This window comes from Proteus hauseri ATCC 700826 (genome assembly GCF_001654965.1).
In the GTDB taxonomy this organism is placed as follows: Bacteria; Pseudomonadota; Gammaproteobacteria; order Enterobacterales; family Enterobacteriaceae; genus Proteus; species Proteus hauseri.
Window position 1 is genome coordinate 130,209 of the sequence record NZ_LXEV01000003.1, and the last position, 23,926, is coordinate 154,134.

Here is a 23,926-nt window from a genome sequence, read left to right on the forward strand (position 1 = left end):
AAGCAAACCTCAAATAAATATTTGGGGTTTGTTTAAGGAAGTATCACAAATTATGAGCAGACTCTCCTATTACGCGGCTGCATTTAATTTATTGGGAATTTGTTATTTATTCCCACCAGATGACGACACCAATAAAACAGCACTCAGCTTTTTTAAAACCGGCGATTTTGCAGCCCAGTGGCCTTGCAAAATAGAAAGTCGTCTTTGTGAACGTTTAATGAATTCGGTCTCTATTGAAGCCGAACAGTTAAAAATACAGTGGGAAAATTTATTTGTTGGCCCTAATGCATTACCAGCGCCACCTTGGGGTTCGGTTTATTTAGATCCAGAGGGTTTATTACAAGGCGATTCAACATTTGCCCTTAGTGAATTCTTAAAACGTGAACGTTTAAAAATAAATACCCCATTTCCTGAACCGGTTGACCATATTGGTTTAGTTCTATTTCAGGCAGCGGTATTAGCCTCTGCAAAAAGAGCAACGGCGGTTGATGAATTATTGACCCATCATTTAAAAACCTGGCTGCCCTTATATTTAAATAAATTAAAGATGAGCGGCTATAGCCAATTTTATAGTGCATTAACAGAACTGGTATCCATCACGGTGAATGAATTTAGAAAGTAATATTTATTAAAGACTTATCATTCTAACATAATGACCCAAGGTAATTTGGATCACGCACCCAAATTACCTTTTTCTATTTTGTTTGCTCAATGTGCTCTCAAAATAATACTACTTTAAATCTAATCTCTTAGTTAAACGGCGTAAATTGGCCGGATCTATCGCTAATTCTCGTGCAGTTGCAGCCCAATTATGATTATTACGCAGCAAGGCTTGTTTAATTAAATCACGCTGAAATTCATCTGTTGCTTGTTTTAAGTTTTTATCTACCGAAGGCAAAGAGTGCGGTGTCGGAATAACTTGATTTTCTGATCCCAAGGCAAAATGACTCACCTGCAAAATAAGGCTGTCAGCTTTACTTCCTGCTCTGGCGAGTACAATACCTCTGTGAATGGTATGTTCTAATTCACGCACATTACCAGGCCAAGAATAATGTAATAAATAACGGCGCAATTCAGGGCTAATCACAACTTGAGATAAATTAAAACGCTGACGATATTGCTCACAAAAATAGCCAGCTAATAACAAAATATCGTCGTGACGTTCACGTAATGGCGGTACATGAAGAGGGAAAATACTTAAACGATGAAATAAGTCGGCACGAAAATTCCCAGCTAATACTTCTTCCCATAAATCACGATTAGTCGCAGCTAATACACGCACATTGACACGTAAATTACGATCATCACCAATACGTTGAATATCACCATATTGTAATACTCGTAGTAATTTAGCTTGTAGTGTTAACGACAATTCACCTATTTCATCCAAAAATAAGGTGCCATTATCGGCCATCTCAAACTTACCACTACGATGACTAATTGCCCCGGTAAATGCACCTTTTACATGACCAAATAATTCACTTTCAGCAACGCTTTCAGGTAGTGCAGCACAATTTAAATAAACCAACGGATTATCTGCACGATTAGACATCTCATGAATCGCCTTCACCACCAGCTCTTTACCTGTGCCCGTTTCACCACTTACTAAAATATTCATATCAGCGGGAGCAACTATCTCTATTTCTTTTTTTAATTGCTCCATCAAAGTAGATAAACCAATAATTTCCGTTTTTACTGTGGGCTTAAATGAAGTGGTTGGGGTAAATAACATATTCTGATTTTCAAGCTGCTCAATCAATAATGCGTTATTTAATGCGCCCGCGGTTAATGCCGCAATTAAACGCAATTCTTCATCACTAAAGGTATCAAATTGATGCGGATCCATACCATCGAGCGTTAATGTGCCAATTAAATCTTGTCCTGCAAATAGTGGTAAACCCACACAAGCATGAACTTTTAAATGCTCTCTATCAGGAATAAGTCCGTCGTAAGGATCAGGCAGGTCGCTATCAGCAGGAAAACGCACCACATCACCGGCACGAGCTATCGTTTCAAGTCGAGGATGGCCTTCAAGTAAAAAGCGACGACCTAATACATCAGGCACAAGACCATCAATGGCTAATGGAATAAACTGATGAGGCTCATAGCGCAGCAAGGCCGCAGCATCACAACCGAGCACTTGCCGAAGAGTCGTTACTAAACGCTGAAAACGGTCTTGATGACCCACATCTTTTTGCAATTCAATGGCTATTTTAGCCAGCACATCAACCGAAAATCCCATAAAAACACCTCATAGTCATTATGACCCCTATTATGGTCATTTTGACATGATAAAGATAGTCATATTGACAATACTTTAATTAACTTATAAATAAAAATTCATTTAAAACAATAAGATAAAAACTGGCACGCTTCTTGATTATATCAATATATATCCCGATAAAAAGATTAATCAAAGGAACAACACAAAATGGCTATTCATGTAAAAAATAATGTTAACTGGGTTGGGCAACGTGACTGGGAAGTTCGTGATTTTCATGGTACTGAATATAAAACCTTATTAGGTAGCAGCTATAACAGCTATTTAATTTGTGAAGAAAAAAATGTGCTTATTGATACTGTTGATCATAAATTTAGCCGCGAATTTGTACAGAACCTACGCACACAAATTAATTTAGAAGATATCGACTACATTATTATTAACCATGCAGAAGAAGATCATGCCGGTGCATTAACAGAATTAATGTCATTTATTCCTAATACCCCAATTTATTGCACAGCCAATGCTATCGATTCTATTAATGGTCATCATCATCACCCAGAGTGGAATTTTAATATCGTTAAAACCGGTGATAGTTTAGATATTGGTAACGGTAAACAGCTTATTTTTGTTGAAACACCCATGTTACATTGGCCAGATAGCATGATGACCTATTTAACTGGTGATGCAATTTTATTTAGTAATGATGCTTTTGGTCAGCACTATTGTGATGAACGATTATTTAACGATGAAGTTGACCAAACTGAATTATTTGAACAATGCCAACGTTATTACGCTAATATTTTGACCCCTTTTAGCCGCCTTGTAACACCAAAAATTAATGAAATTCTCGGCTTTAATTTACCTGTCGATATGATTGCAACATCTCATGGTGTGGTATGGCGCGATAATCCGACTCAAATCGTTGAGTTATACCTAAAATGGGCAGCTGACTACCAAGAAGATCGCATCACTATTTTCTATGACACCATGTCAAATAATACACGCATGATGGCGGATGCTATTGCGCAGGGTATTAATGAAATTGACCCAAATGTGTTTGTAAAAAGCTATAACGTCGCCAAAAGTGATAAAAATGACATCATTACCAGTGCATTTCGCTCTAAAGGTGTTCTAGTGGGTTCATCCACCATGAATAATGTGATGATGCCCAAAATTGCCGCCATGCTTGAAGAAATGACAGGCCTACGTTTTCGTAATAAAAAAGCGGCTGCATTTGGTAGTTATGGCTGGAATGGCGGTGCGGTTGACCGCATTCAAACTCGCTTAATGGATGCTGGTTTTGAAACTGCATTGGCATTAAAAACCAAATGGCGTCCTGATATGGATGCACAAGAAATTTGCCGTGAATATGGTAGAGAGCTTGCTCGCCAATGGGCATTAGCGCCTTTACCAACACCTATCAAAAACACCGTTTTGCCACCAGAAGTCACATCTGAAATAACAGCTGTCAACCTAGGTCCTTGTATGCAATGCAGTGTTTGCCAATGGATTTACGATCCAGCGATAGGTGAGCCGATTCAAAACGTACAACCTAATACACCGTGGAGTGAGGTTCCTGATTCATTCTTATGCCCTGAATGTTCATTAGGTAAAGATGTTTTTGATGCGATAGCAAAGGAAGCAAAATGAGCATAACGAATATAAATCACGGCATAGTGATAATTGGGGCAGGTTTTGCAGCTCGCCAATTAGTCAAAAGCATTCGTAAATTTAATACAGATATTCCGATCACTTTAATCGCATCGGACAGTATTGATGAATATAACAAACCAGATTTAAGCCATGTCATTAGCCAAGCACAAACTGCCGATGATTTAACAAAACAGACAGCAGAGGATTTTGCACAGCAATATCAATTGAATATTCATCCTTATACGCAAATTGCCTATATTGATGGAACCGAAAAGCTTATTCAAAGTACGCAAGGTAAGCAATGGCACTACGATAAATTAGTATTAGCAACCGGCGCCAAAACGTATTGCCCCGCTATATCAGGACATGAACTGATGTTTACCTTAAATAGCCAACAAGAATATCGTACTTATGAAGCCCAAATTCATCATGCTAAACGCGTATTAATTTTAGGTGCTGGGTTAATTGGTACAGAATTAGCGATGGATTTTTGTCGAGCGGGTAAAAAAGTAACACTTGCTGATATCTCTGGTAATTTGCTGGCGTCACTACTTCCTTCTGAATTAAGTGGCCGCTTACAAGCAAATTTGACTGATATTGGTGTTCGCTTACTTTTAAAATCGCCACTACAGTCATTAACCCAAACAGATAAGGGTATTTTGGCTACTTTTAATCAACATCATCAATTAACTGTTGATTGTGTTATTGCGGCAACTGGGCTTTCTCCTAATATTGAATTAGCTCAGCTTGCTGGCTTACATACCGACCGTGGAATTACTGTAAATGAATATCTGCAAAGCAGCGAAAAAGATATATATGCCTTAGGAGATTGTGCAGAAATTAACGGTAATTTATTACCATTTTTACAGCCAATTCAATTAAGTGCTATGCATTTAGCTAAAACATTAGTGGGAGAAAATACCGCACCGCTGTCTTTACCGCCAATGATAATTCGAGTGAAAACCCCCTTAATGCCACTGCATCTTGCTGGCGAGACAACACGCAGCGATTTAAATTGGACTATCAACACCACACAATCGGGCATTATTGCTAAAGGCTATGATACAAATGATATATTTCGCGCTTTTGTGGTGACACAAGAACAAATAAAAGAAGCCTTTGCTCTATTACGTGCTCTTAATGCTTAAATTTAGAATGCTTAATTAGCATCTATGATTATTTAAAAATAGGTGAATACAATGAATTTACGTGATCAACCACTAGGACAATTAGCGCTCTCTATTTCAGGCGCAAGCGCTATATTTCGTCAATATAATCTCGATTTTTGCTGTGGTGGAAAAAGAACTCTCATTAAATCCGCAGAAAAAGCCGGATTAGATATTGATGAAATTGAAAATAAATTACTCGCACTCTCACAACAACCATTAGAAAAAGATTGGCGCAAAGTACCTTTAAGCGAAATTATTGATTTTATTATTGTCCGTTATCACGATAAACACCGAGCACAATTACCTGAGCTAATTTTACAAGCTGAAAAAGTAGAGCGCGTTCATGAGGCTAAACCTACTGTTCCTAAAGGCTTAGCTCGCCAGTTATCGTTATTACTTGAAGAGCTAACTAGTCATATGATGAAAGAAGAACGCGTGCTCTTTCCTATGATAAAAAATGGCCTTGGCAGCCAAGCGGGGGCACCTATTAGTGTAATGGAACATGAACACGATGATGCGGGTGAAATTGTTGAGGTAATTAAATTTATTACTAAAAATGTTACACCACCACCCGAAGCCTGCACCACATGGCGTGTACTTTATAATGGAATTAATGAATTTATTGACGATTTAATGAATCATATTAGCTTAGAAAATAACTTATTATTTCCAAGAGCTTTAGCTGGCGAATAATGTTGATAATTAGTGGGGGTATTCTTTACCCCCCTACTATTTTTCAAATAGTAATAATAAAACTAGCGCTCACCTTGCGTATCTATTAACAAACGTTGATTAATATATTCAATTGTCTCACCTATAGTCATAATATTATTAACGACGTTTGTAATACCTTGCCCAATAATAATTTCAGCTTGTCTCAGATTAAACAACTTACCATTAGGCACTGAAGATTCACGGATCCCTTTATTAATTTCCTGATACGCTAATGTCATCCACGGATAACGATGGCTAATTTCCTGATTATGGCTAAAGTTTTGATGATTACTATTTCCCCCTAACAAAATCAGGTGATCCATAACAACTGGCGAATATAACCAACGATAAAACTGTTCTGCGTATTGTGCTTTTTGGCTATAACGAGAAACCCCTAACACACCACCACCTAACTGAGGAACACCACCAGGCACAGGAGCGAAACCAATTTTAGGTAAAATATCGCTATGAGCGACATCGTTAAATAAATTCATATAAGCAATAAGCATTGCCAAATTACCTTGCTCAAATTGCCTAACTGACTCACTCCACCATTTATTATGAATGTTTTCGGTGATCGACAACTGATGTAGATATTCTTTAAGAATATTGCCAGCTAATGGCATTGTTAGCTTAGGAATATTGTCATCACCAATTAACCGCCCACCTTGTGCGTAGTAACGTAATAAATATTCTGTTGCAATAAGACCGGCACTGCCCAATGTTGTTGACGCGCCCATTGGCCGAGATAATTGCCCAGCTTCATAATTTTCTGTAAAAAACTGGGTAACTTGATCATATTCTTCAAACGTCTCTGGCACAGTTAATTCATTGCCTGTTTTCTCGTAATACATTCTTTTTAAAATAGTGTCTTCAAATAAATCTTTACGATAAAACAGTAATTGTGCACTCGCATCAAATGGCATCGCATATGCCGTATTATTTACCAAACTAAATTTTTGCTGCGTGGGTAAAGAAAAATTCTTTAGTAAATCAGCTAATCCATTACCAATTTTATCTAACGGTTGCAATACGCGCTCTGCAAACCAAGGAAAACACGCCATATCAATACGTAATAAATCATAATAAGGGTGTAGATGTAATTGGCTTAATATTTGATAAACCTCATCATAAGGGTGAACCGCTAAATTAACTTGAATACCCGTTTGACGATAAAAATGAGGCAATAATTTTTTTAATGCGCTTGTGGATGGGCTGGGTAATATCAATAAATTAAGACTAATATCTTGCTCGTCTTTATTTATTATTGCTGGTGTCGCGGTATAAAGATGTTCACCTTGATTACGCACACAAATAATATTATCAGTGACGCTATCGTTATCTAATTCTTGTATCAGACAATCAATAACTTCTAAACCTAGCTGCGCATAGTTCATCGGAAAATAATACAACCCTTTTAAAACAGGAGGAATATTGTCACTTAAAGCAAAAATGGGGGAGCAATCATTATGGCTACCAAAATAACTGGCTTGGGTTAAATAGCGCGCTTTTTCGATGTCCTGCGTAATAAAAATATCTGGTACTTGCTCCATAGAGAAAAAATCAAATGCAATTTTATAACTCTCTTCATCTGAGGCACTCAGCACAACGGATTTTTTATCTGGTGAATATTGGCTAATTTTATTTTGCAATTCACTAGCGAAAATCTGACTATTTAAATAGTCTCGATTATCAATAAATATTCCCACTAATTTACTGCTTGTTTGGGCTAATTGCTGGCAAATAACATCAGCTGCTTGTGAAAAATCTAAGGTAAAAAAGCGCACAGCATTTAAAGGGCGGCGATAAATAAAAGCGATTTGAGCAGGAGGTAATTTTAACGTTTCAAAATAGATTGAGGCATCTTTAAGGCAACTAACAGAAATAACCTGTTTATATCCCCCAGCCGCAATCTTTTGCAATGCCTCTAACTCTGTGGTTTCAAGATCATCGGTTAAAAAAAGATCGTAAGTTATCTCTGAAAAATGGGCGATAGACTGCCTTAACGAGTTAAAGAAAACAGCATATTTCTCGGACACTAATTGTGGCAAAAGTATCGCAATTTTATGGCTCTTATTGGTTCTTAGCATTTGAGCTTGTGTATTTAGCTGATAACCCATTTGTTTAGCTGCTTGATACACCGCTTCAATTTTTTCCACACTAACATTTCCACGTTTATTCAATACGTTAGAAACAGTACCATGAGAAACACCCGCTAATTTTGCAATATCCTTAATCGTCGCCATTTGTCTATTTCCACCTCAATTTTCTCACTCAATAGCATACCTGAATTATTTATCACGACTACCGATAATTGATTTGATCGTTCCACTTCAAATCTGCTTATAAAACAACCTCATATATTTTATTGCCAAATTAATGATTATCAATTTCATTAATTTTTAATAATCATATTTATCAAATAGATAAAAAATATAATTTGAATGGGATCACTGATCTCAACTTCATTTATTGGCAAATTTTAATGGCCATTTTATTATTGGAACGTTCAAATTAATCTATTCATTATAGATAACCAGCACCAGAATTTTAATAAACTTATAATAAAACAATAAGATAAGGGGATTTTCTATGAAACTTCATTTTTTAGGGACGGCTGCCTCTGAAGGCATTCCAAACCCATTCTGCCGTTGTGAACACTGTCTGAAAGCACGAGAACTCGCAGGAAAAGATATTAGAACGCACTCTTCTGCAATCGTTGATGATCTGATGTTGATCGACGTATCACCTACATTTAGCTATCAATTAATGCGTGATGGTATGGATGCAACAGGTTTTGAAAGCTTGCTATTTACTCATACTCACCCAGATCATTTTAATGTTGGCGATCTTTTCAGTCGTATGGAAGGCTATGGTTTTGAAATTAACCACCCACTACATATTTTTGGTAATGATCGCGCAATTAACGGCTGCATTGAAGTATTACCTGGCTACAGCAAAGAGCGATTCGCTTTTCACTGTTTAATTCCTTTTGTTACCGTAGAAAGAAATGGCTATAAAATTACACCATTACTGGCTAATCACGCCAAGTGGGAACTTTGCTATGTTTATCATATTGAAAAAGATGGCAAGGTTATTTTTTATGGCCACGACTCAGGTTGGTTCCCCGAATTAACATGGAAATGGTTAGAAAATAAACCATTAGATATCGTGGTTTTTGAATGTACTTATGGCTTAAATGGTAAAGATCGCACAGATAATCATATGAGCCTTGAAACTGTCTTTGCAGCTAAAGAAAAACTGCAACAACAAGGTTGTTTACATCAAGATAGCCAAATTGCTGTTTCGCATATTTCACACAGTGGTAAATTGCTTCATCACGAATTAGAAGCGATTTGTGCTCCTCATAATATCCGCGTTGCATACGACGGATTAACGTTAGAAACAAATTAAGAGGAGAACGATGATGGATATGAAAATTACCTCTCGTTTACTAATCATGATGTTCGTCCAATATTTTATGCAAGGTGCATGGAATATGACAATGGGATTAGTATTAAGCAGCTATGGCATGGCAAGTATTATTGGTAACGCCTACGCTTTATTAGGTGTCGCGACTATTATCTCCCCACTGTTTATTGGTATGGTGGCCGACCGTTTCTTTGCTTCACAAAAAGTCATGGGCATACTGCATCTTATTAATGCCGCAGTCATTGTTTGTGTACCTCAATTTATTGAGGCGCAAAACAGTGGTATGACATTATTTATGATTTTCATCATTGGTTTACTGTTTTATCCAACAACTGCACTTTCTAACAGTATCAGTTTCTCTCACATTAATGGTGTGAAATATTTCCCGATAATTCGCGTTTTCGGTACATTTGGTTTTATGGCGATAGGATTTATTTTAGGAGAAATGGGCTTCTCTGGTAGTACCATGACTTGGTATATCGCCTCTGCTGTCGGGGTTGTACTAGGCTTTTATTGCTTCACGCTGCCAAATACACCACCAAAAGCCAAAGGAAAACCTTTCTCAGCGCGAGATATTTTATGCTTAGATGCGTTGTCATTATTTAAAGATCGCTATTTCGCTATTTTAATGTTTAGCATCTTTATTTTGATGATCCCTAAAACCGCTTATTCTGCTTATATCCCTGTATTTATTAAAGCATTAGGATTTAATAACGCTGCTTCTATTATGCAAATTGGTATTGCGTGTGAAGTGCTATTTATGTTTGTTCTATCGTTTTTCTTAATGAAATTCGGCTTTAAAATTACCTTACTACTTGGTGCTGTAAGTTGGATTATTCGCTCTATTTTATTTTCTTATGCTGCGGTTGATTCCGGTTTCTATTTTATCGTTATCGGATTAATGCTACAGGGATTATGTTGGGACTTCTTCTTTACTGCTGGTGATATTTATGTTGACCGCAAAGCAAAACCTGAAATTCGTGCTCAAGCGCAGGGTTTACGTTTTATTGTCTCTAATGGTTTCGGCTTATTATTTGCTTCCACTATTTGTGGTCAAATCTTTAATTCAACCGTAACAGAAACAGGCAATGCAGCCTTACCTCAATGGTCAACATTCTGGTATTACCCTGCCATTGTTGCTGCTGTTGTCACTGTGTTTTTTATCTTCTTCTTTAAAGACGATGTGTCTAAAAAGCAAAATAATGAAGATAAAAAAACACAAGAAGGTATTGCCACCCCCTAATACCACATTAATAAAGGAATAAGCCAACATCAGGAGCAAACCATGAACGCATTAATACAGTTTGTTGATACTGTTGGCCCTTTATCACTATCAAGTATTGCTAAATTACTGGCCGCCTTTGTTTTGGGCGGCCTTATTGGCTTAGAACGTGAATCAAAGGGAAAACCAGTTGGGTTTAAAACGTGTGTCATTATTGCGGTTGCCAGTTGTTTATTAACAATCGTTTCAATTCAGTCTGCAGAATATTATGCCAATATTTCTGACAATATCCGTAGCGATCCAATGAGATTAGCGGCACAAATTATCAGTGGGGTCGGTTTTTTAGGTGCAGGAGTTATATTACATCGTCGTGATGATGCCATTTCAGGATTAACAACTGCCGCGATTGTATGGGCATCTGCGGGAGTTGGCATTGCCTGTGGTTCTGGATTTTATTGGCATGCCATTATTGTGACTATTCTCTTTTTTCTGGCTATTCAACTTAGCCCACAAGTGGTGCTATTTCAGATGAAAAATCAGCGATTAGGTAAAATTAAAGTACGTATGTTATTTACCCATGAGCGTGGTGTACCGCTATTAATTGAGTATTTAAATAATCATAAAGATGTTATAGAAAACCTCACTATACGAGATATTAAAAAAGAACGAGTAGAAGTAAATTTAAAATTATTAGTACGTCAAAAAGTAACTTTACCTGAGTTTTATTGCTCATTAAAACAGTTAGATCATGTTCATTCGGTTTCTCTTGATCACTGAACCACACTAATATACTGGTTAAAATAGCGAGCATAAATTCCTAATCAAAAATGCCACCAATAATTTTATTATTTATTAAAGGTGGCATTTTTTATTTTAATTAAATTTAGTTATTTTTCTTTTAGTGGGTTGCCAATACGCTCTATATACATCTGACCAAACAACACAGAAGCATAATCTGTAATATGACCAACATCGCGATAAACCGGCACACCATCAATATCTGTTAAACAACTATTTTTATTACATTGTACATCTTTAGGATCGATAACAATTAAAGTGGGATAATCTATTTCCAGTTTTGCAAATAATTGATTAAACCAACTGTTATCCTCACTTTTGTAATTTTTAGGGTTACAGTTATTATCCGCAAAATCTTTTCTTAATTTTGCATTTTCATAAAAACAGGTCATAAACCCGCTTGGCATTGCATTTATACTTTTAATTATCACAGGTTTCGCACCTGTTGCGATAACCATATCCAACGCCTCACGCATTGCTTTTTCGACCCGTTTTCTTGAATCATCAAGCGTTCTTTTATCTCCTACTTTATTAATTACATGATTTGAAGCGTAGTTATTCCAAACTTGTCCAAATATCACATAATCAAAATGACCTTGTTTGATCATTTGGTAATATTTAACCGTATGATCATAGCAACGTTGATAAACTGCATCTTTATGATTTGACCAATCATAAAGATAGATATTGGGTAGAGTTATACAAGATGAAGTTGCCTGAGCATATACATCTAAGTGTGCATCTTTAGCCAATATATCGATAAAACCCCAAAAATGATTCGCATGAGAATCACCCAATAGAAATGCTTTTTTCTCACTGGTTATTTCACCAACATGGCATATTTCATCAGGATTTTTAGCTTCAAAGTTCATGCATTTAGAACGATTTACATACTCAAATTGCTGTAATTTATGCTCTAGATTAACGTAATTTTGCCCTAGCCTTACACCTAAACCTTGGTATTTTTCATTTAACGCATTTAGGCTCAATGTGATTAAGATTGGAACAATTAACAGTAATGTTATCGAATATTTAAATGCCAACCGCTTTTTTCTAAATGGTTTTTCAATAAGCAGATAAGAACTTACAGAGAGTAATACCGTTAGGACTAAAATAAGGCCTTTTTGTGTTGCCGTATCAAAGACACCCACATAACGTGCGACCGCAAATAACGGCCAATGCCATAGGTAAAGCGAATAAGATAATAGACCAATAATAACAATAGGTTTGAATGCAAGTATTTTCTCAATAACACTACCTTGTTGTCCGGTATAAATTATCAATGCAGCCGCTAAACAGACATAAAGTGTTTGATAATTTGGGTAACCTAAAATAACGTCATCTTGAAAAGCGATCCAAAAAATACTTCCCAGTGCAATTAAGCTAATAATATGATTAATAATTGGATGAAGTTTAAATTTACGAGGAAAATAAGCAGCGCAAACCCCCAGCATAAATTCAAATATTCTAGCCGTAAAAAAATAGTAGTTACGGGGCTGATCTTTTTGATAATGCATTGCTATCAGAAAAGTTAGAATTGTAATAACAACAACAATATAAAAGTGATTTATCTTTTCTTTACGATTAAATTTATGTAGTCCGTAAAGGACCAAAGGTAAAAACAAATACCATTGCCACTCTATCGCTAAAGACCAGGTGTGTAATAACGGCAAAAATAGCGCATCTTGTGCAGCATAGCTGGTTGTTGCTCTAGCAAAATACTTATTTGAGATAAACGCAGAGGCATATTTTTCGCTATTGGTAATATCCAAAAAATCACTTGGCAGATAAAAAGCACCTGATATCAGTAAAACTACGATTAATAACACCAGATAAAGCGGTTGTAATCGCCACAATCGTCGATTATAAAAATCTGTTAGTGAAAAATTCCCTTTCTCTAGAGAGGTTTTAATAATGTAGGAAATTAAGAAACCAGAGATCACAAAAAAAATATCAACGCCAATAAAACCAGAAGGGACAATATTCTTATCAAAATGGAAAAGGAGCACGAGAATAACAGCAACCGCTCTAAGCCCATCAACATCAGCACGATATTTAATATTCATTACTCAGTACATAATCTCAATTAATAACAATCTCAAAATTATATACTAATTTTTTATCTATAAATTAATAATTCCCAAACCATATCTGATTAAAATCATGGGTAATATTTGAAATAACTCTGCTTGATAATGAACCTTGGCTAATAACAAACTTAGGTTGTACTATTTTCCAACAAGGTATGAGTGATGAGAAAACCGTATCAAGATTATTATTAATAATATGGTCGTAAAAAATCTTTATCTCTTTTGATGACGTATTTTTGCTTAGTCGCCCCAATGTAAGATGAACAATATTTTTATGTAAACCGCTATCAATAGGAATATCTTTATAAACCCTTTGGCGAAAATGCTCTAACTCTGGTGAAATTGCAGTTAATACCACGCTACCATTTGACGTTAACACGACTTCACTAAAAATAAGTTCAATGGTGTTGTGCCGCTGAAATAAGCAAGCTATTTCACTACACCATTGGTGTAACATCATTTTATTATTAATAAAATCTTGCTGTTTTCGGTTAAAAATAGCGAGCAGTGTAGAATGGAAATCTGCTTTTTGAGTAAACTTAATAAACGGAAATAACCTTTCAAGCTTTCGACAATAAATATCAAGTTGCTGAACAATAGCGATAAAATCTTTATCTGCTTCTCTTTCATTTACGGCTAATTGCCCTGCGTTTAAACTAATATCAATTATCGTTTCATCATTCACCTGCTTTAACCACTCTTCGCCTGTTGCTAGTTTTCTACCTGTTGCTTGTGTCAAAAACTCATAAGCCATAAATATGCCTTAGTAAAAAATAAGATTATTACTAACACTTTGGTTTGGGTGGTTTGGAAAATCAAGTTTTAGCGCAAATGATAAAAAAGTGGCTTTCTAATAAAAAGCCACAGTCACATCAAAGGGGGAGATGTTAAAAGATGGGCTACTTATAAATACTCAATCAAGATCAAAGGAGGTTAAAGAAAATCAGCGGCTTTAAACTTCGCTAATGCATCAGCTTTTTGTTCAGCAGTCATTGGACGCAATGGGCGACGAGGATCACCAACATCAATACCATGCAATTGCATCGCGACTTTTCCTGCCGCAACACCACCGTATTCAACTAAAACTCGAATTATCGCAATCACTTTATCCATATAGGCAGCAACAGCTTTATGGTCACCTGCATTGAATTTATCAATTATTTCAAGGTATAACTGCGCAGCATAATTATAAGTGCTGCCTACTGCACTTAGTGCACCGCAGGCTAGTCCTGCTGGAATAAACTCATCAACGCCAAATGGGATGTCATACTTACCATTGTCTACACGTAAACAACGCTGAAATTCATACATATCAGGAGAATTAAACTTCATACCCGATAGATTTGGAATTTTTTTACCCGCAGCTTGTAAGAATTTTTCCATATCAAGGCTCAAACCTGACATGGTGGAATGATAATAATAAAAACCTTTAGACGGTGCGCTTTCTGCTGCTAAACGACAATATTCAACCAAATCATCAACATTTCCCGGTTTAAAGAAACAAGGGCCGATCACTGATGTTGCTTTAATCTCTAAAGTCTCAGCATGGCGAGCAAGTTCGATAGTATCAGCGATGCTTAACGCGCCTGTGTGAATAATTAAATCTAATTTACCCTGGCTCGCAGCAACCCAGCGCTCAGCAACTTTTTTACGTTCTTCAACGGAGCAATGAATACCTTCACCTGTTGTTCCTAATACATAAGCACCGGTCACACCACTTGAAATTAGGTGTTTTGCTATTTCATCAATGACAGGATAATTAACGCTACCATCTGTCGCAAAAGGAGTATGAGGAGCGGCAATCAATCCAGAGAGTTTATTCATGATGACTTCCTTTGGAGGTTAATTTCTTTATTGTTTATATAATGGAGCTTTACTCTATAGTAGGGAGCAACACTTCAGAACGCAATAAAGAAATCAGCGTTAAAGGAAGAGAAAAATGAAAGTGTGATCTTTCACAGATTTTCGCTAAAAACCACACAATACAGAAATAAACTTATACGCAATGAGTGTGTTTTAATGCGTTCAATGTTCGAAGTTTTTGCTCTTTTACCATTTCTGGCTGGGCTTGAACTAACAACGTATAGAGGAGATCCAACACAAAGAGCTGTGCTGTTTTGGTTCCAATAGAGTCACCTTGCAGTTTCCCTTGGCGATTACCATTAATCAGATGATAATCTGCATATTCCATTATCTGTGAACCCAAATTATGAGTCAGTGCAATGGTGATTGCTCCTGCTTCTTTTGCAACTTTAAGGGCATGAACAGTTTCAGGTGAGTTACCCGAATGACTAATCCCAATAGCAACATCGCCTGGTTTTAATAATGAGGCCTGCATATACATAAAATGGTTATTTGTTACCGCATCAACTCGATGGCCAATTCGCATGAGCTTATTTTTAAGATCTTCTGCGGTAATACCTGAAGAACCTACACCACAAATAAAAATATAGTTGGCTGGTAATAAAGCATTTACCGCACCTTGAACTTGTTTCATATCGAGCAAATTCAATGTTTCCGACAATACGTTATTAATCGTTGCCTGTAGTTTTAAACCAATAGTATGGATATCGTCTTCGTGACTCACTTCAGCATCAAGGATAGGTGACTCTTCACTATCTGAAGTTGCCATCTCAATCGCCAAATCCATTTTAAAGTCTTGAAAACCTTTATAACCTAATGTACGACAAAAACGTACAACCGTGGCTTCACCTGCTTTTGTCGCTTGTGATAGTTGAGCAATAGAAAGTTGAGTGACTTCTGTAGGATGAAACAGGATATAGTCTGCAATACGCTGTGATACTCGCGTTAAGCTATTTTTCATTGCACCTAGCGTATCAAGTATTTTACCCGGCTTTAGTCGGGTCATTGCCTGTTCTGTCATGGACATTATCCTTGGTTGCAGAAGATACACGGGAAAAGAATTCTGCCAACAAGAGTACCAATTCCAACACGTTAAAAAAAGCCTTGCTCATACAATAATGTGATAATAACAAAGCGCTTTATTTCCAATATCATCATGATACAACTTACTGATACATCAGAAATAAAGCACGTTATTAAAACAACAGCGATCAGTCACACAATGCTGCAATATCTAACTTAATAACAGCTTTCTTTACTGTATTTACACTTTTTTCACTCGCTATTCCCGGTTTATGCGGTTCATAAGGCATAAAAATAGCAAACATATTCGGTGAGAGTGATAATGTTTGTCGATGAGTTATTGTATCCGTAAGTTGATAATCATCTGCTTCATTATAAGGTGTCGTATCTTGCGCCGAACCTTTTATACCAAAATCAATAATCTCTTCACCTGATAATAGTATTTGAATATCAATATAACGCTGGTGCAACTCCGCTCGTTTTTGCTCTCGAGGTTGCGTTTCAAATGTCATCACATTCATAAACAGCGTTTCATCTTCAATTTTATAACTACCCGGAGCAAGAGAGGCGGGATCAAGTGCTAATGCCTTTTCTATTGCACCACGTAGCGCTGAATTTATTTCTGGCATCATTTTCAGATCTGATATATGTCCAAATAACATAGGTTATCCCTTATTAATTTTCTGATATTTCACTGTCATTTAATGAAATTTGTTTTGCTGATGCAAAAAGAGGTGCCGTAATAAACCCAGCAATCACCACAGACATCGCGCCAATGACACCATAGAAGAAGAAATTAAGATCACTACCATAACGCGCTGCTAATACCGCAATAATACTGACAATGATACCTACAACAGCGCTACCTGCATTGGCACGTTTAACAAAAATACCAAGCATAAATAACCCCGTCATGGGGCCCCCCATTAAACCGATCAAGCTATTAAAAGCATCCCAAATTTCAGCCTCATCAGATAAAACAAGCCAAATGGCCGCGAAACTACTGAACACGCCAGCAACAATAATAACGAGTCTGGCTATTCTCATTTTTTGTTCAGCACTGCGTTTGACCTTACTTAAGCGAGTATATATATCAGAGTTAAAGCAGCTGGAAATACTATTTAAGCTACTGGAAATACTAGATTGAGCAGCAGCGAAAATGGCTGCAATAATTAATCCTGCAATACCCACTGGCATTTCAGTCACAATAAATAGAGGTAGAATACCGCCGGTATTAAAACCTTCAGGTAATAAACTAGGATTTTGTTTGTAATACACAAATAGTGCAGAGCCGATAGCAAAGAAGAAAATAGGAATAATGGCAACTAATTTGGCGTTTGTGATCAACGTACGCTTAGTTTCTTCAATTGAATCCGTCACAATATAACGTTGTACGACATCCTGACTCGCTGTAAATTGCTGAATATTAGCGAACAAAAATCCAATCATCAAAACAGGAATAGTGCTATCCGTCCAACTCCAACGAAATTGAGTTGTCGGGAAAAATTTATCTGCTTGTGATGTCATCGTGAATACTTCACTAATTCCACCATCAACTTTAAAGCAGATCATAATAAAGATAAGTACGGCACCACCAGAAAGTAATAACCCTTGAATAACATCGGTCCAAATAACCCCTTCAATACCCCCCATCCATGTATAGATAATACATAGCAAACTAATCAACACAATTAGTACTACCGGATCGATCCCCATAAAAGGACGCAGCGCAAGTACAGTTAAATAAATAATAATGGCAACTCGACCAATATGAAATAACATAAATGAAAGGCTAGCAAATAAGCGGCTGCGTACATCAAAACGTGCTTCTAAATATTCATAGGCCGATGTTATTTTTAATTTTCTAAAAAAAGGAATATAGAAATAAAAAACTAATGGCAAAATAGCGATAGCTAAATATTGCCCAAGAATAAAAGTCCAGTCTGATGTATAAGCCTTTGCGGGAATGGACATAAAAGTAATAGAACTCAACGTAGTTGCAAAAACGGAAACACCAGCTGCCCAACCCGGAACACGACCGCCACCACGGAAATAGTCATCTGCTGTTTTTTGACGTTTAGAGAAATAAACGCCGACAAGTAACATTGCCGCTAAATAACCGAACAATACTGCATAATTAACGAAACCAAAATCATGTAATTGCATTTTTTAGTCCTGCCATATGTAGGGTAAAGGGTAAGTTTTACGACAGTTTTTTTATTGCGCTCTGGCCCAAAAAACTGAGCCCCAGAGCCCAGCATCATGATGATAATGAGCCGATAAAATGGGTACTTGTAATGTTAATGGTTGTTGTGTCATGGCTGCTTGAACGAGCGCTATATACCCTTTTGCTAACCCAACACTACCGCCAAGGACGACACAATCGGCATCAGTTGTTGCTTTAATATCTGCCACCAAATTTGCGATTGTGTTTGCTGAACGTTCAATAATTGATTTTGCTTGCGGATTTCCCTGATGAAAGGCGGCAAAAATCGCTTTAGCATCTTTTCCGGCAAGTTCATTGGTCGCTTGTGCCGCTATCGCTCGGCCTGAGGCAATTGCTTCAACGCAACCGTAGCGACCGCACCCACAACGTGGCCCATGAGGATCAGCTAATGTATGACCTAAATGGCCTGCAATACCTCGTTTTCCTATAAAGAGTTGTCCTTGCTGAATAACGCCACCGCCAACACCTGTCGATACAGTAATAAACGCCATATCAGAGATGGTTTCGCGACGGTAATTATATTCAGCCCATGTTGCCGCTTGAGCATCATTAAGTAACCAACATGGCAATCCAGTAAGTTCAAATAATATTTCCTTTAAAGGAAAATCTCTTAGCCCACCTAAATTATCAGGGTTCAATGCTGTTAAAATGCCATTACAAATAATCCCTGTTGATGCCACCGCAACACTATCAGCGTGAGCTTTTAGTGGTGTAATAATGGCAACTAACGCCTTATAAAGTTGTGTTGGTGATGCGCTTGCTGGTGTGGTGATTTGAGTATGTTGTGTCAATTGGTTATCTCGACTAATTAATGCCGCCGAGATTTTTGTTCCTCCAATATCAATTGCTAATGTATTCATTTATCTAGCTCCTGCTGCCACTTTAACGCCTGAGTGAACCAATCACATACACACTCAAGACGTGTTAATGCTGATCCCACAGTGACAGCCCAAGCACCTGCTTGCATAGCTCTTGCTGCCATCATTGGCGTGTTATAACGCCCTTCAGCAATCACTCGACATCCTTTTTCTGCCAATGCAGTCACTAAATCCAAATCAGGTAATTTCGGTATTTCACCACCGGTATAACCTGACATTGTTGAACCAATAAATTCTGTACCTAATTCTTGGCAATACATGCCTTCATTAAAAGTGGCGCAATCAGCCATCGCCAATTTTCCTAAATGATGAATATGGGCTAATAACGCTTTCACCGTCACAGGGCGCTCACGATTAGTGCCATCAAAAGCAATAATATCTGCACCTTCTGCCGCTAATTCCTCAACATCACTAAGCCACGGCGTGATCCTCACGGGACTATCGGGTAAATCACGCTTTACAATGCCAATAATCGGTACATCGATAAGTGGACGCGTTGCCTTTAAATTATCAATTCCCTCAATACGCACAGCGATAGCACCAGCATTTACTGCGGCTTGAGCCATTGCGGCAACAATTTCTGGCTTATCCATTGGACTATTATCAACAGGCTGACAAGACACAATTAACCCGCCTTTTTGTTGAATATCTTTAATCATTGTTTTAATTAGCGCCATTTTAAATATACCGCTCTCTTCTTTTTGAAATATAACTCCAAATTATAATATTTTACGGAGTTTGATTTCTCAATCAAAAAAACAACAATATGTGAAGAGGATCAAACAATAATCGTAAGACTGTAACCAACTGATAAATAATAAAAACAAAGAAGGAGAGTGATATCTTCACCATTCTCCTTCTTTATTTAGCTTGTTTTCTTTAATGGAAATTAAAAATTAAATTGCAATTTAATACGATAATGCGTCTGGCGATTATCAATTATCACTAAAACTTACTGTCATGGTGAAAACGTCAAAATAAGGTATGAATGCAATATGGATTTGATATGAAAAAGCCACTTTAAATTTATTAGATGCATAACAAATAAAACCATTAGGGCAATTTATTTTTTCATCATTAATACCATGTGTGCTAATTGAAACATTGGTTATTTAATATGACTAGAATCAAATCAAATTGTTATTTTTTAATATAATTTGTATCCGTATTGTTAGTATGGATTTATTTATTTTACTCGTTATAATTCTCCCGTCATTTTAAGTAGTAGTTCATCACATTGAGTTCGCTTAAAGATACTCAGGTCTGTCTTGAATGATTGAAAAATGAATTCTTATTCTCTGCTGGACGTTTTTTTAACGCCCGGTACGGATGTTATTTATCAATTAACAAGGAGACTCTGATGCAAATCAGTCGGAGATCGTTCTTTAAGATCTGTGCTGGCGGAATGGCTGGTACATCTGCGGCATTACTCGGCTTTTCACCTGAAGTCGCGGCAAGCTCTCGTCAATATAAACTCTTACGTTCTATAGAAACGCGCAATAACTGTACTTACTGTTCTGTAGGTTGTGGCATTTTAATGTACAGCTTAGGCGATGGTGCAAAAAACGTAGATAAAAGCATTTATCACATTGAAGGCGACCCCGATCACCCCGTCAGCCGTGGTTCTTTATGCCCAAAAGGCGCTGGCCTTGTCGACTATATTCATAGTGAAAACCGCTTAAAATACCCAGAATATCGCAAACCAGGCTCAGATAAATGGGAACGAATTTCATGGAATGAGGCGATAGATAAAATCGCACGTTTAATGAAAAAAGACCGTGATGAAAACTTTGTTACTCATAACGAAAAAGGACAAGAAGTAAACCGCTGGCTAACAACAGGTATGTTGTGTTCATCTGCGGCAAGTAATGAGACTGGCATTCTAGATAACAAATTCTCACGTTCATTAGGCATGATTGCTATCGATTGTCAGGCAAGACTCTGCCATGCACCAACGGTAGCGGCATTAGCACCCACCTTTGGTCGTGGTGCAATGACTAACAACTGGGTTGATATTAAAAACGCCAACGTTGTATTAATTATGGGTGGTAACCCAGCAGAAGCACACCCTGTAGGTTTTAAGTGGGTAATTGAAGCCAAGACTAAGAATAATGCTAAGGTTATTGTCGTTGACCCTCGCTTTAACCGCAGCGCTGCTGTAGCTGATTTATATTCTCCTATTCGTGCAGGCTCTGATACCGCCTTTTTATTAGGCGTCATTAATTATCTAATTGACCATGATAAAATTCAGCATGAATATGTTAAAGCCTATACCAATGCACCATTAATTATTCGCGAAGACTATCGCTTCGATGAAGGCCTTTTCAGCGGGTTTGATAAAGAAAATCAAAGCTATGATAAAACCTCATGGCACTATGAACTTGATGAAAATGGTTTAGCGCTAAGAGATGATTCACTGCAACACCCCCGTTGTGTCTGGAATTTATTAAAGCACCACGTATCGCGTTATACCCCTGAAATGGTGACCTCTTTATGTGGCACACCATTAGAAGATTTTCTCTATATTTGTGAAGCATTAGCTTCAACAAGTGTTAAAGACCGTACCTCAACCATTCTTTATGCCTTAGGTTGGACTCACCACACCGGTGGTGCACAAACTATTCGTGCCGCAGGGATGATCCAACTGTTATTAGGGAATATAGGAATGCCGGGTGGTGGTGTTAACGCACTGCGTGGTCACTCAAATATTCAAGGCTATAGTGACCTCGGATTATTATCATTAAATTTACCAGGCTATATGCCATTACCTAATGAAAAACAGACTTCATTAGAGACTTATTTATCGCAAATTACGCCTAAAACTGTTGTTGCTGACCAAGTCAACTACTGGAAAAGAACTCCTGATTTTTTTATTAGCTTATTAAAAAGTTTTTGGGGTGATAGTGCGACAGAAAGTAATGAGTGGGGTTATCACTGGTTACCTAAATGGGATAAAAGCTACGATATCATGACGCAAACGCAAATGATGATTGATGGCAAAATGAATGGTTATATCGTTCAAGGCTTTAATCCATTAGCCGCATTTGCTGATAAAAATAAATGCAGTGCCGCATTAGCCAAATTGAAATATATGGTCGTTATCGATCCGTTAGTGACAGAATCTTCTAACTTCTGGCAAAACCACGGTGAAATGAACGATGTTATCTCTGCGGATATTCAAACAGAGATATTCCGCCTACCTTCATCTTGCTTTGCTGAAGAAAACGGCTCAATTGCTAACTCAGGTCGTTGGTTACAATGGCACTGGGCTGGCGCTAAGCCACCGGCACAAGCATGGCACGATGGTAAAATTTTAGGTCATTTATTAATGCGCTTACGCGAATTATATCGCGAAGAAGGCGGCGTATATCCTGAACCTGTGATGAATCTAGCTTGGAATTATGTCGACCCTTATGATCCTCAACCAGAAGAAGTGGCAAGAGAAGCTAATGGCCAAGCAATGCGTGATATCTACGATGATTCAGGCAAATTATTGTTTAAAAAAGGACAGCAACTTGATGGATTCCATCAGTTGAAATCTGATGGTTCAACAGCAAGCTTTTGTTGGATTTATTCTGGTTGCTGGACTGAAAAAGGCAACCAAATGGCCAATCGCGATAACTCAGATCCATCTGGATTAGGTTGTACGCCGGGTTGGGCTTTTGCATGGCCTCAAAACCGCCGAGTATTATATAACCGTGCTTCTGTCGATCCTCAGGGTAAACCGTGGGATGAAAAACGCCAGCTTATCAAATGGAATGACTCGCAATGGGTAGGCCCTGATGTGCCTGACTATAATAATGCTGCGCCAAATAGCGGCGTTGGACCTTTTATTATGCAAGCTGAAGGTATGGGACGCTTATTTGCTATCGATAAAATGGCTGATGGTCCATTCCCAGAATTCTACGAACCATTTGAATCACCTGTTGAGCATAATATTTTACACCCAGAGGTTTCACGTAACCCTGTCGCACGCTTATATAGCTACGATGCTGATCACTTAGGTAAAGCTGACGAATTTCCATTTGTTGCAACAACCTATTCAATTACCGAATTGTTCCGCCATTGGACTAAACATTCATTAATCAATGCGATAGCACAACCCGATCAATTTATCGAGATTGGTGAGCAATTGGCATTACGTAAAGGCATTGCTGCGGGTGATGAAGTCAAAGTTAGTGCAAAACGCGGTTATATAAAAGCAAAAGCCGTTGTCACTAAGCGTATTAGACCACTCACTATCAACGGTAACATCGTTGATACGATAGGTATTCCTTGTCACTGGGGATTTGAAGGTGCAACACGTAAGGGTTTCCTTGCTAACACATTAACGCCGTCTGTAGGTGATGCGAACTCTTTCACACCAGAATATAAGGCGTTTTTAGTTAACATCGAAAAGGCATAAGGGGAAACTAATGTCATTGCAATCTCAAGATATTATTCGTCGCTCTGCTACCAATTCCTTAACGCCCGCACCACACGTGCGTGATTTTAAAGAAGAAGTAGCAAAACTCATCGATGTAACAACGTGTATCGGCTGTAAAGCCTGTCAGGTTGCTTGTTCTGAATGGAACGATATTCGTGACAAAGTCGGTCTTAACGTGGGTGTTTATGATAACCCAATGGATTTAAC

Annotated in this window: 18 protein-coding genes and 1 pseudogene; 9 read left to right on the top strand and 10 right to left on the bottom strand. The window is 37.6% G+C overall.

Annotated elements, in window-relative coordinates:
* Nucleotides 1-52 precede the first annotated feature (52 nt).
* Nucleotides 53-622: a molecular chaperone TorD family protein gene (locus tag M997_RS00960; protein ID WP_064718257.1), complete on the top strand. Its 570-nt coding sequence runs from the start codon at nt 53-55 to the stop codon at nt 620-622.
* A gap of 108 nt (nt 623-730) precedes the next feature.
* On the opposite strand, the gene norR is transcribed toward M997_RS00960, so the two are convergent.
* Nucleotides 731-2,242 (bottom strand): nitric oxide reductase transcriptional regulator NorR, encoded by a 1,512-nt coding sequence (norR, locus tag M997_RS00965; protein ID WP_064718258.1) that lies wholly within the window; start codon nt 2,240-2,242, stop codon nt 731-733.
* Nucleotides 2,243-2,431: 189 nt separating this feature from the next.
* On the opposite strand from norR, the gene norV reads away from it, so the two are divergent.
* Genes norV through ytfE form a run of 3 tightly spaced genes read left to right on the top strand, consistent with a single transcriptional unit; the run spans nt 2,432 to nt 5,739 of the window.
* Nucleotides 2,432-3,874 carry an anaerobic nitric oxide reductase flavorubredoxin gene (gene norV, locus M997_RS00970; protein ID WP_064718259.1) on the top strand — a complete coding sequence of 481 codons (1,443 nt, stop codon included), beginning with the start codon at nt 2,432-2,434 and terminating at the stop codon, nt 3,872-3,874.
* A gap of 11 nt (nt 3,875-3,885) precedes the next feature.
* A complete protein-coding gene (norW, locus tag M997_RS00975) occupies nt 3,886-5,025 on the top strand; it encodes an NADH:flavorubredoxin reductase NorW (RefSeq protein ID WP_064718274.1) in 1,140 nt (379 codons plus the stop codon).
* Nucleotides 5,026-5,076: 51 nt separating this feature from the next.
* Nucleotides 5,077-5,739: an iron-sulfur cluster repair protein YtfE gene (gene ytfE, locus M997_RS00980; RefSeq protein ID WP_064718260.1), complete on the top strand. Its 663-nt coding sequence runs from the start codon at nt 5,077-5,079 to the stop codon at nt 5,737-5,739.
* A gap of 62 nt (nt 5,740-5,801) precedes the next feature.
* On the opposite strand, the gene M997_RS00985 is transcribed toward ytfE, so the two are convergent.
* Complete coding sequence (locus M997_RS00985; RefSeq protein WP_064718261.1) at nt 5,802-8,006, bottom strand: extracellular solute-binding protein; 2,205 nt, start codon at nt 8,004-8,006, stop codon at nt 5,802-5,804.
* 346 nt (nt 8,007-8,352) lie between these two features.
* Here M997_RS00985 and M997_RS00990 point away from each other — a divergent pair, with 346 nt between their 5' ends.
* Genes M997_RS00990 through M997_RS01000 form a run of 3 tightly spaced genes read left to right on the top strand, consistent with a single transcriptional unit; the run spans nt 8,353 to nt 11,191 of the window.
* Nucleotides 8,353-9,174, top strand: a complete 822-nt coding sequence (locus M997_RS00990) for an MBL fold metallo-hydrolase (RefSeq protein WP_064718262.1) — start codon at nt 8,353-8,355, stop codon at nt 9,172-9,174.
* A 13-nt stretch (nt 9,175-9,187) separates the two neighbouring features.
* Nucleotides 9,188-10,435 (top strand): MFS transporter, encoded by a 1,248-nt coding sequence (locus M997_RS00995; protein WP_064718263.1) that lies wholly within the window; start codon nt 9,188-9,190, stop codon nt 10,433-10,435.
* A 42-nt stretch (nt 10,436-10,477) separates the two neighbouring features.
* A complete protein-coding gene (locus M997_RS01000) occupies nt 10,478-11,191 on the top strand; it encodes an MgtC/SapB family protein (protein WP_064718264.1) in 714 nt (237 codons plus the stop codon).
* Nucleotides 11,192-11,301: 110 nt separating this feature from the next.
* On the opposite strand, the gene M997_RS01005 is transcribed toward M997_RS01000, so the two are convergent.
* The 8 genes from M997_RS01005 to M997_RS01040 all read right to left on the bottom strand — a co-directional run bounded on the left by M997_RS01005 (nt 11,302) and on the right by M997_RS01040 (nt 19,970).
* A complete protein-coding gene (locus M997_RS01005; protein ID WP_064718265.1) occupies nt 11,302-13,278 on the bottom strand; it encodes an acyltransferase family protein in 1,977 nt (658 codons plus the stop codon).
* Between the two features lie 64 nt (nt 13,279-13,342).
* Nucleotides 13,343-14,056 (bottom strand): hypothetical protein, encoded by a 714-nt coding sequence (locus tag M997_RS01010; RefSeq protein ID WP_064718266.1) that lies wholly within the window; start codon nt 14,054-14,056, stop codon nt 13,343-13,345.
* Nucleotides 14,057-14,235: 179 nt separating this feature from the next.
* Nucleotides 14,236-15,126, bottom strand: a complete 891-nt coding sequence (locus M997_RS01015; protein ID WP_064718267.1) for a dihydrodipicolinate synthase family protein — start codon at nt 15,124-15,126, stop codon at nt 14,236-14,238.
* Nucleotides 15,127-15,298: 172 nt separating this feature from the next.
* Nucleotides 15,299-16,186 carry a MurR/RpiR family transcriptional regulator gene (locus M997_RS01020; protein ID WP_064718268.1) on the bottom strand — a complete coding sequence of 296 codons (888 nt, stop codon included), beginning with the start codon at nt 16,184-16,186 and terminating at the stop codon, nt 15,299-15,301.
* A gap of 190 nt (nt 16,187-16,376) precedes the next feature.
* Nucleotides 16,377-16,850 (bottom strand): N-acetylneuraminate anomerase, encoded by a 474-nt coding sequence (gene nanQ / locus M997_RS01025; RefSeq protein ID WP_064718269.1) that lies wholly within the window; start codon nt 16,848-16,850, stop codon nt 16,377-16,379.
* Between the two features lie 13 nt (nt 16,851-16,863).
* Nucleotides 16,864-18,354, bottom strand: coding sequence for a sodium:solute symporter family protein (locus M997_RS01030; protein ID WP_064718270.1), 1,491 nt, complete (start codon nt 18,352-18,354; stop codon nt 16,864-16,866).
* A 51-nt stretch (nt 18,355-18,405) separates the two neighbouring features.
* Entirely contained in the window at nt 18,406-19,275 is an 870-nt protein-coding gene (nanK, locus tag M997_RS01035; protein ID WP_064718271.1) for an N-acetylmannosamine kinase, read from the bottom strand.
* Nucleotides 19,272-19,970, bottom strand: a complete 699-nt coding sequence (locus M997_RS01040) for an N-acetylmannosamine-6-phosphate 2-epimerase (RefSeq protein ID WP_064718272.1) — start codon at nt 19,968-19,970, stop codon at nt 19,272-19,274. The genes nanK and M997_RS01040 overlap by 4 nt, the downstream gene beginning before the upstream one ends.
* A 683-nt stretch (nt 19,971-20,653) precedes the next feature.
* Here M997_RS01040 and fdnG point away from each other — a divergent pair.
* Together fdnG and M997_RS01050 are read left to right on the top strand one after the other, a co-directional pair.
* Nucleotides 20,654-23,698, top strand: a complete 3,045-nt coding sequence (gene fdnG / locus M997_RS01045) for a formate dehydrogenase-N subunit alpha (RefSeq protein ID WP_074379325.1) — start codon at nt 20,654-20,656, stop codon at nt 23,696-23,698.
* A 10-nt stretch (nt 23,699-23,708) separates the two neighbouring features.
* A pseudogene (locus tag M997_RS01050) lies at nt 23,709-23,926 on the top strand (formate dehydrogenase subunit beta); the annotation flags it as partial.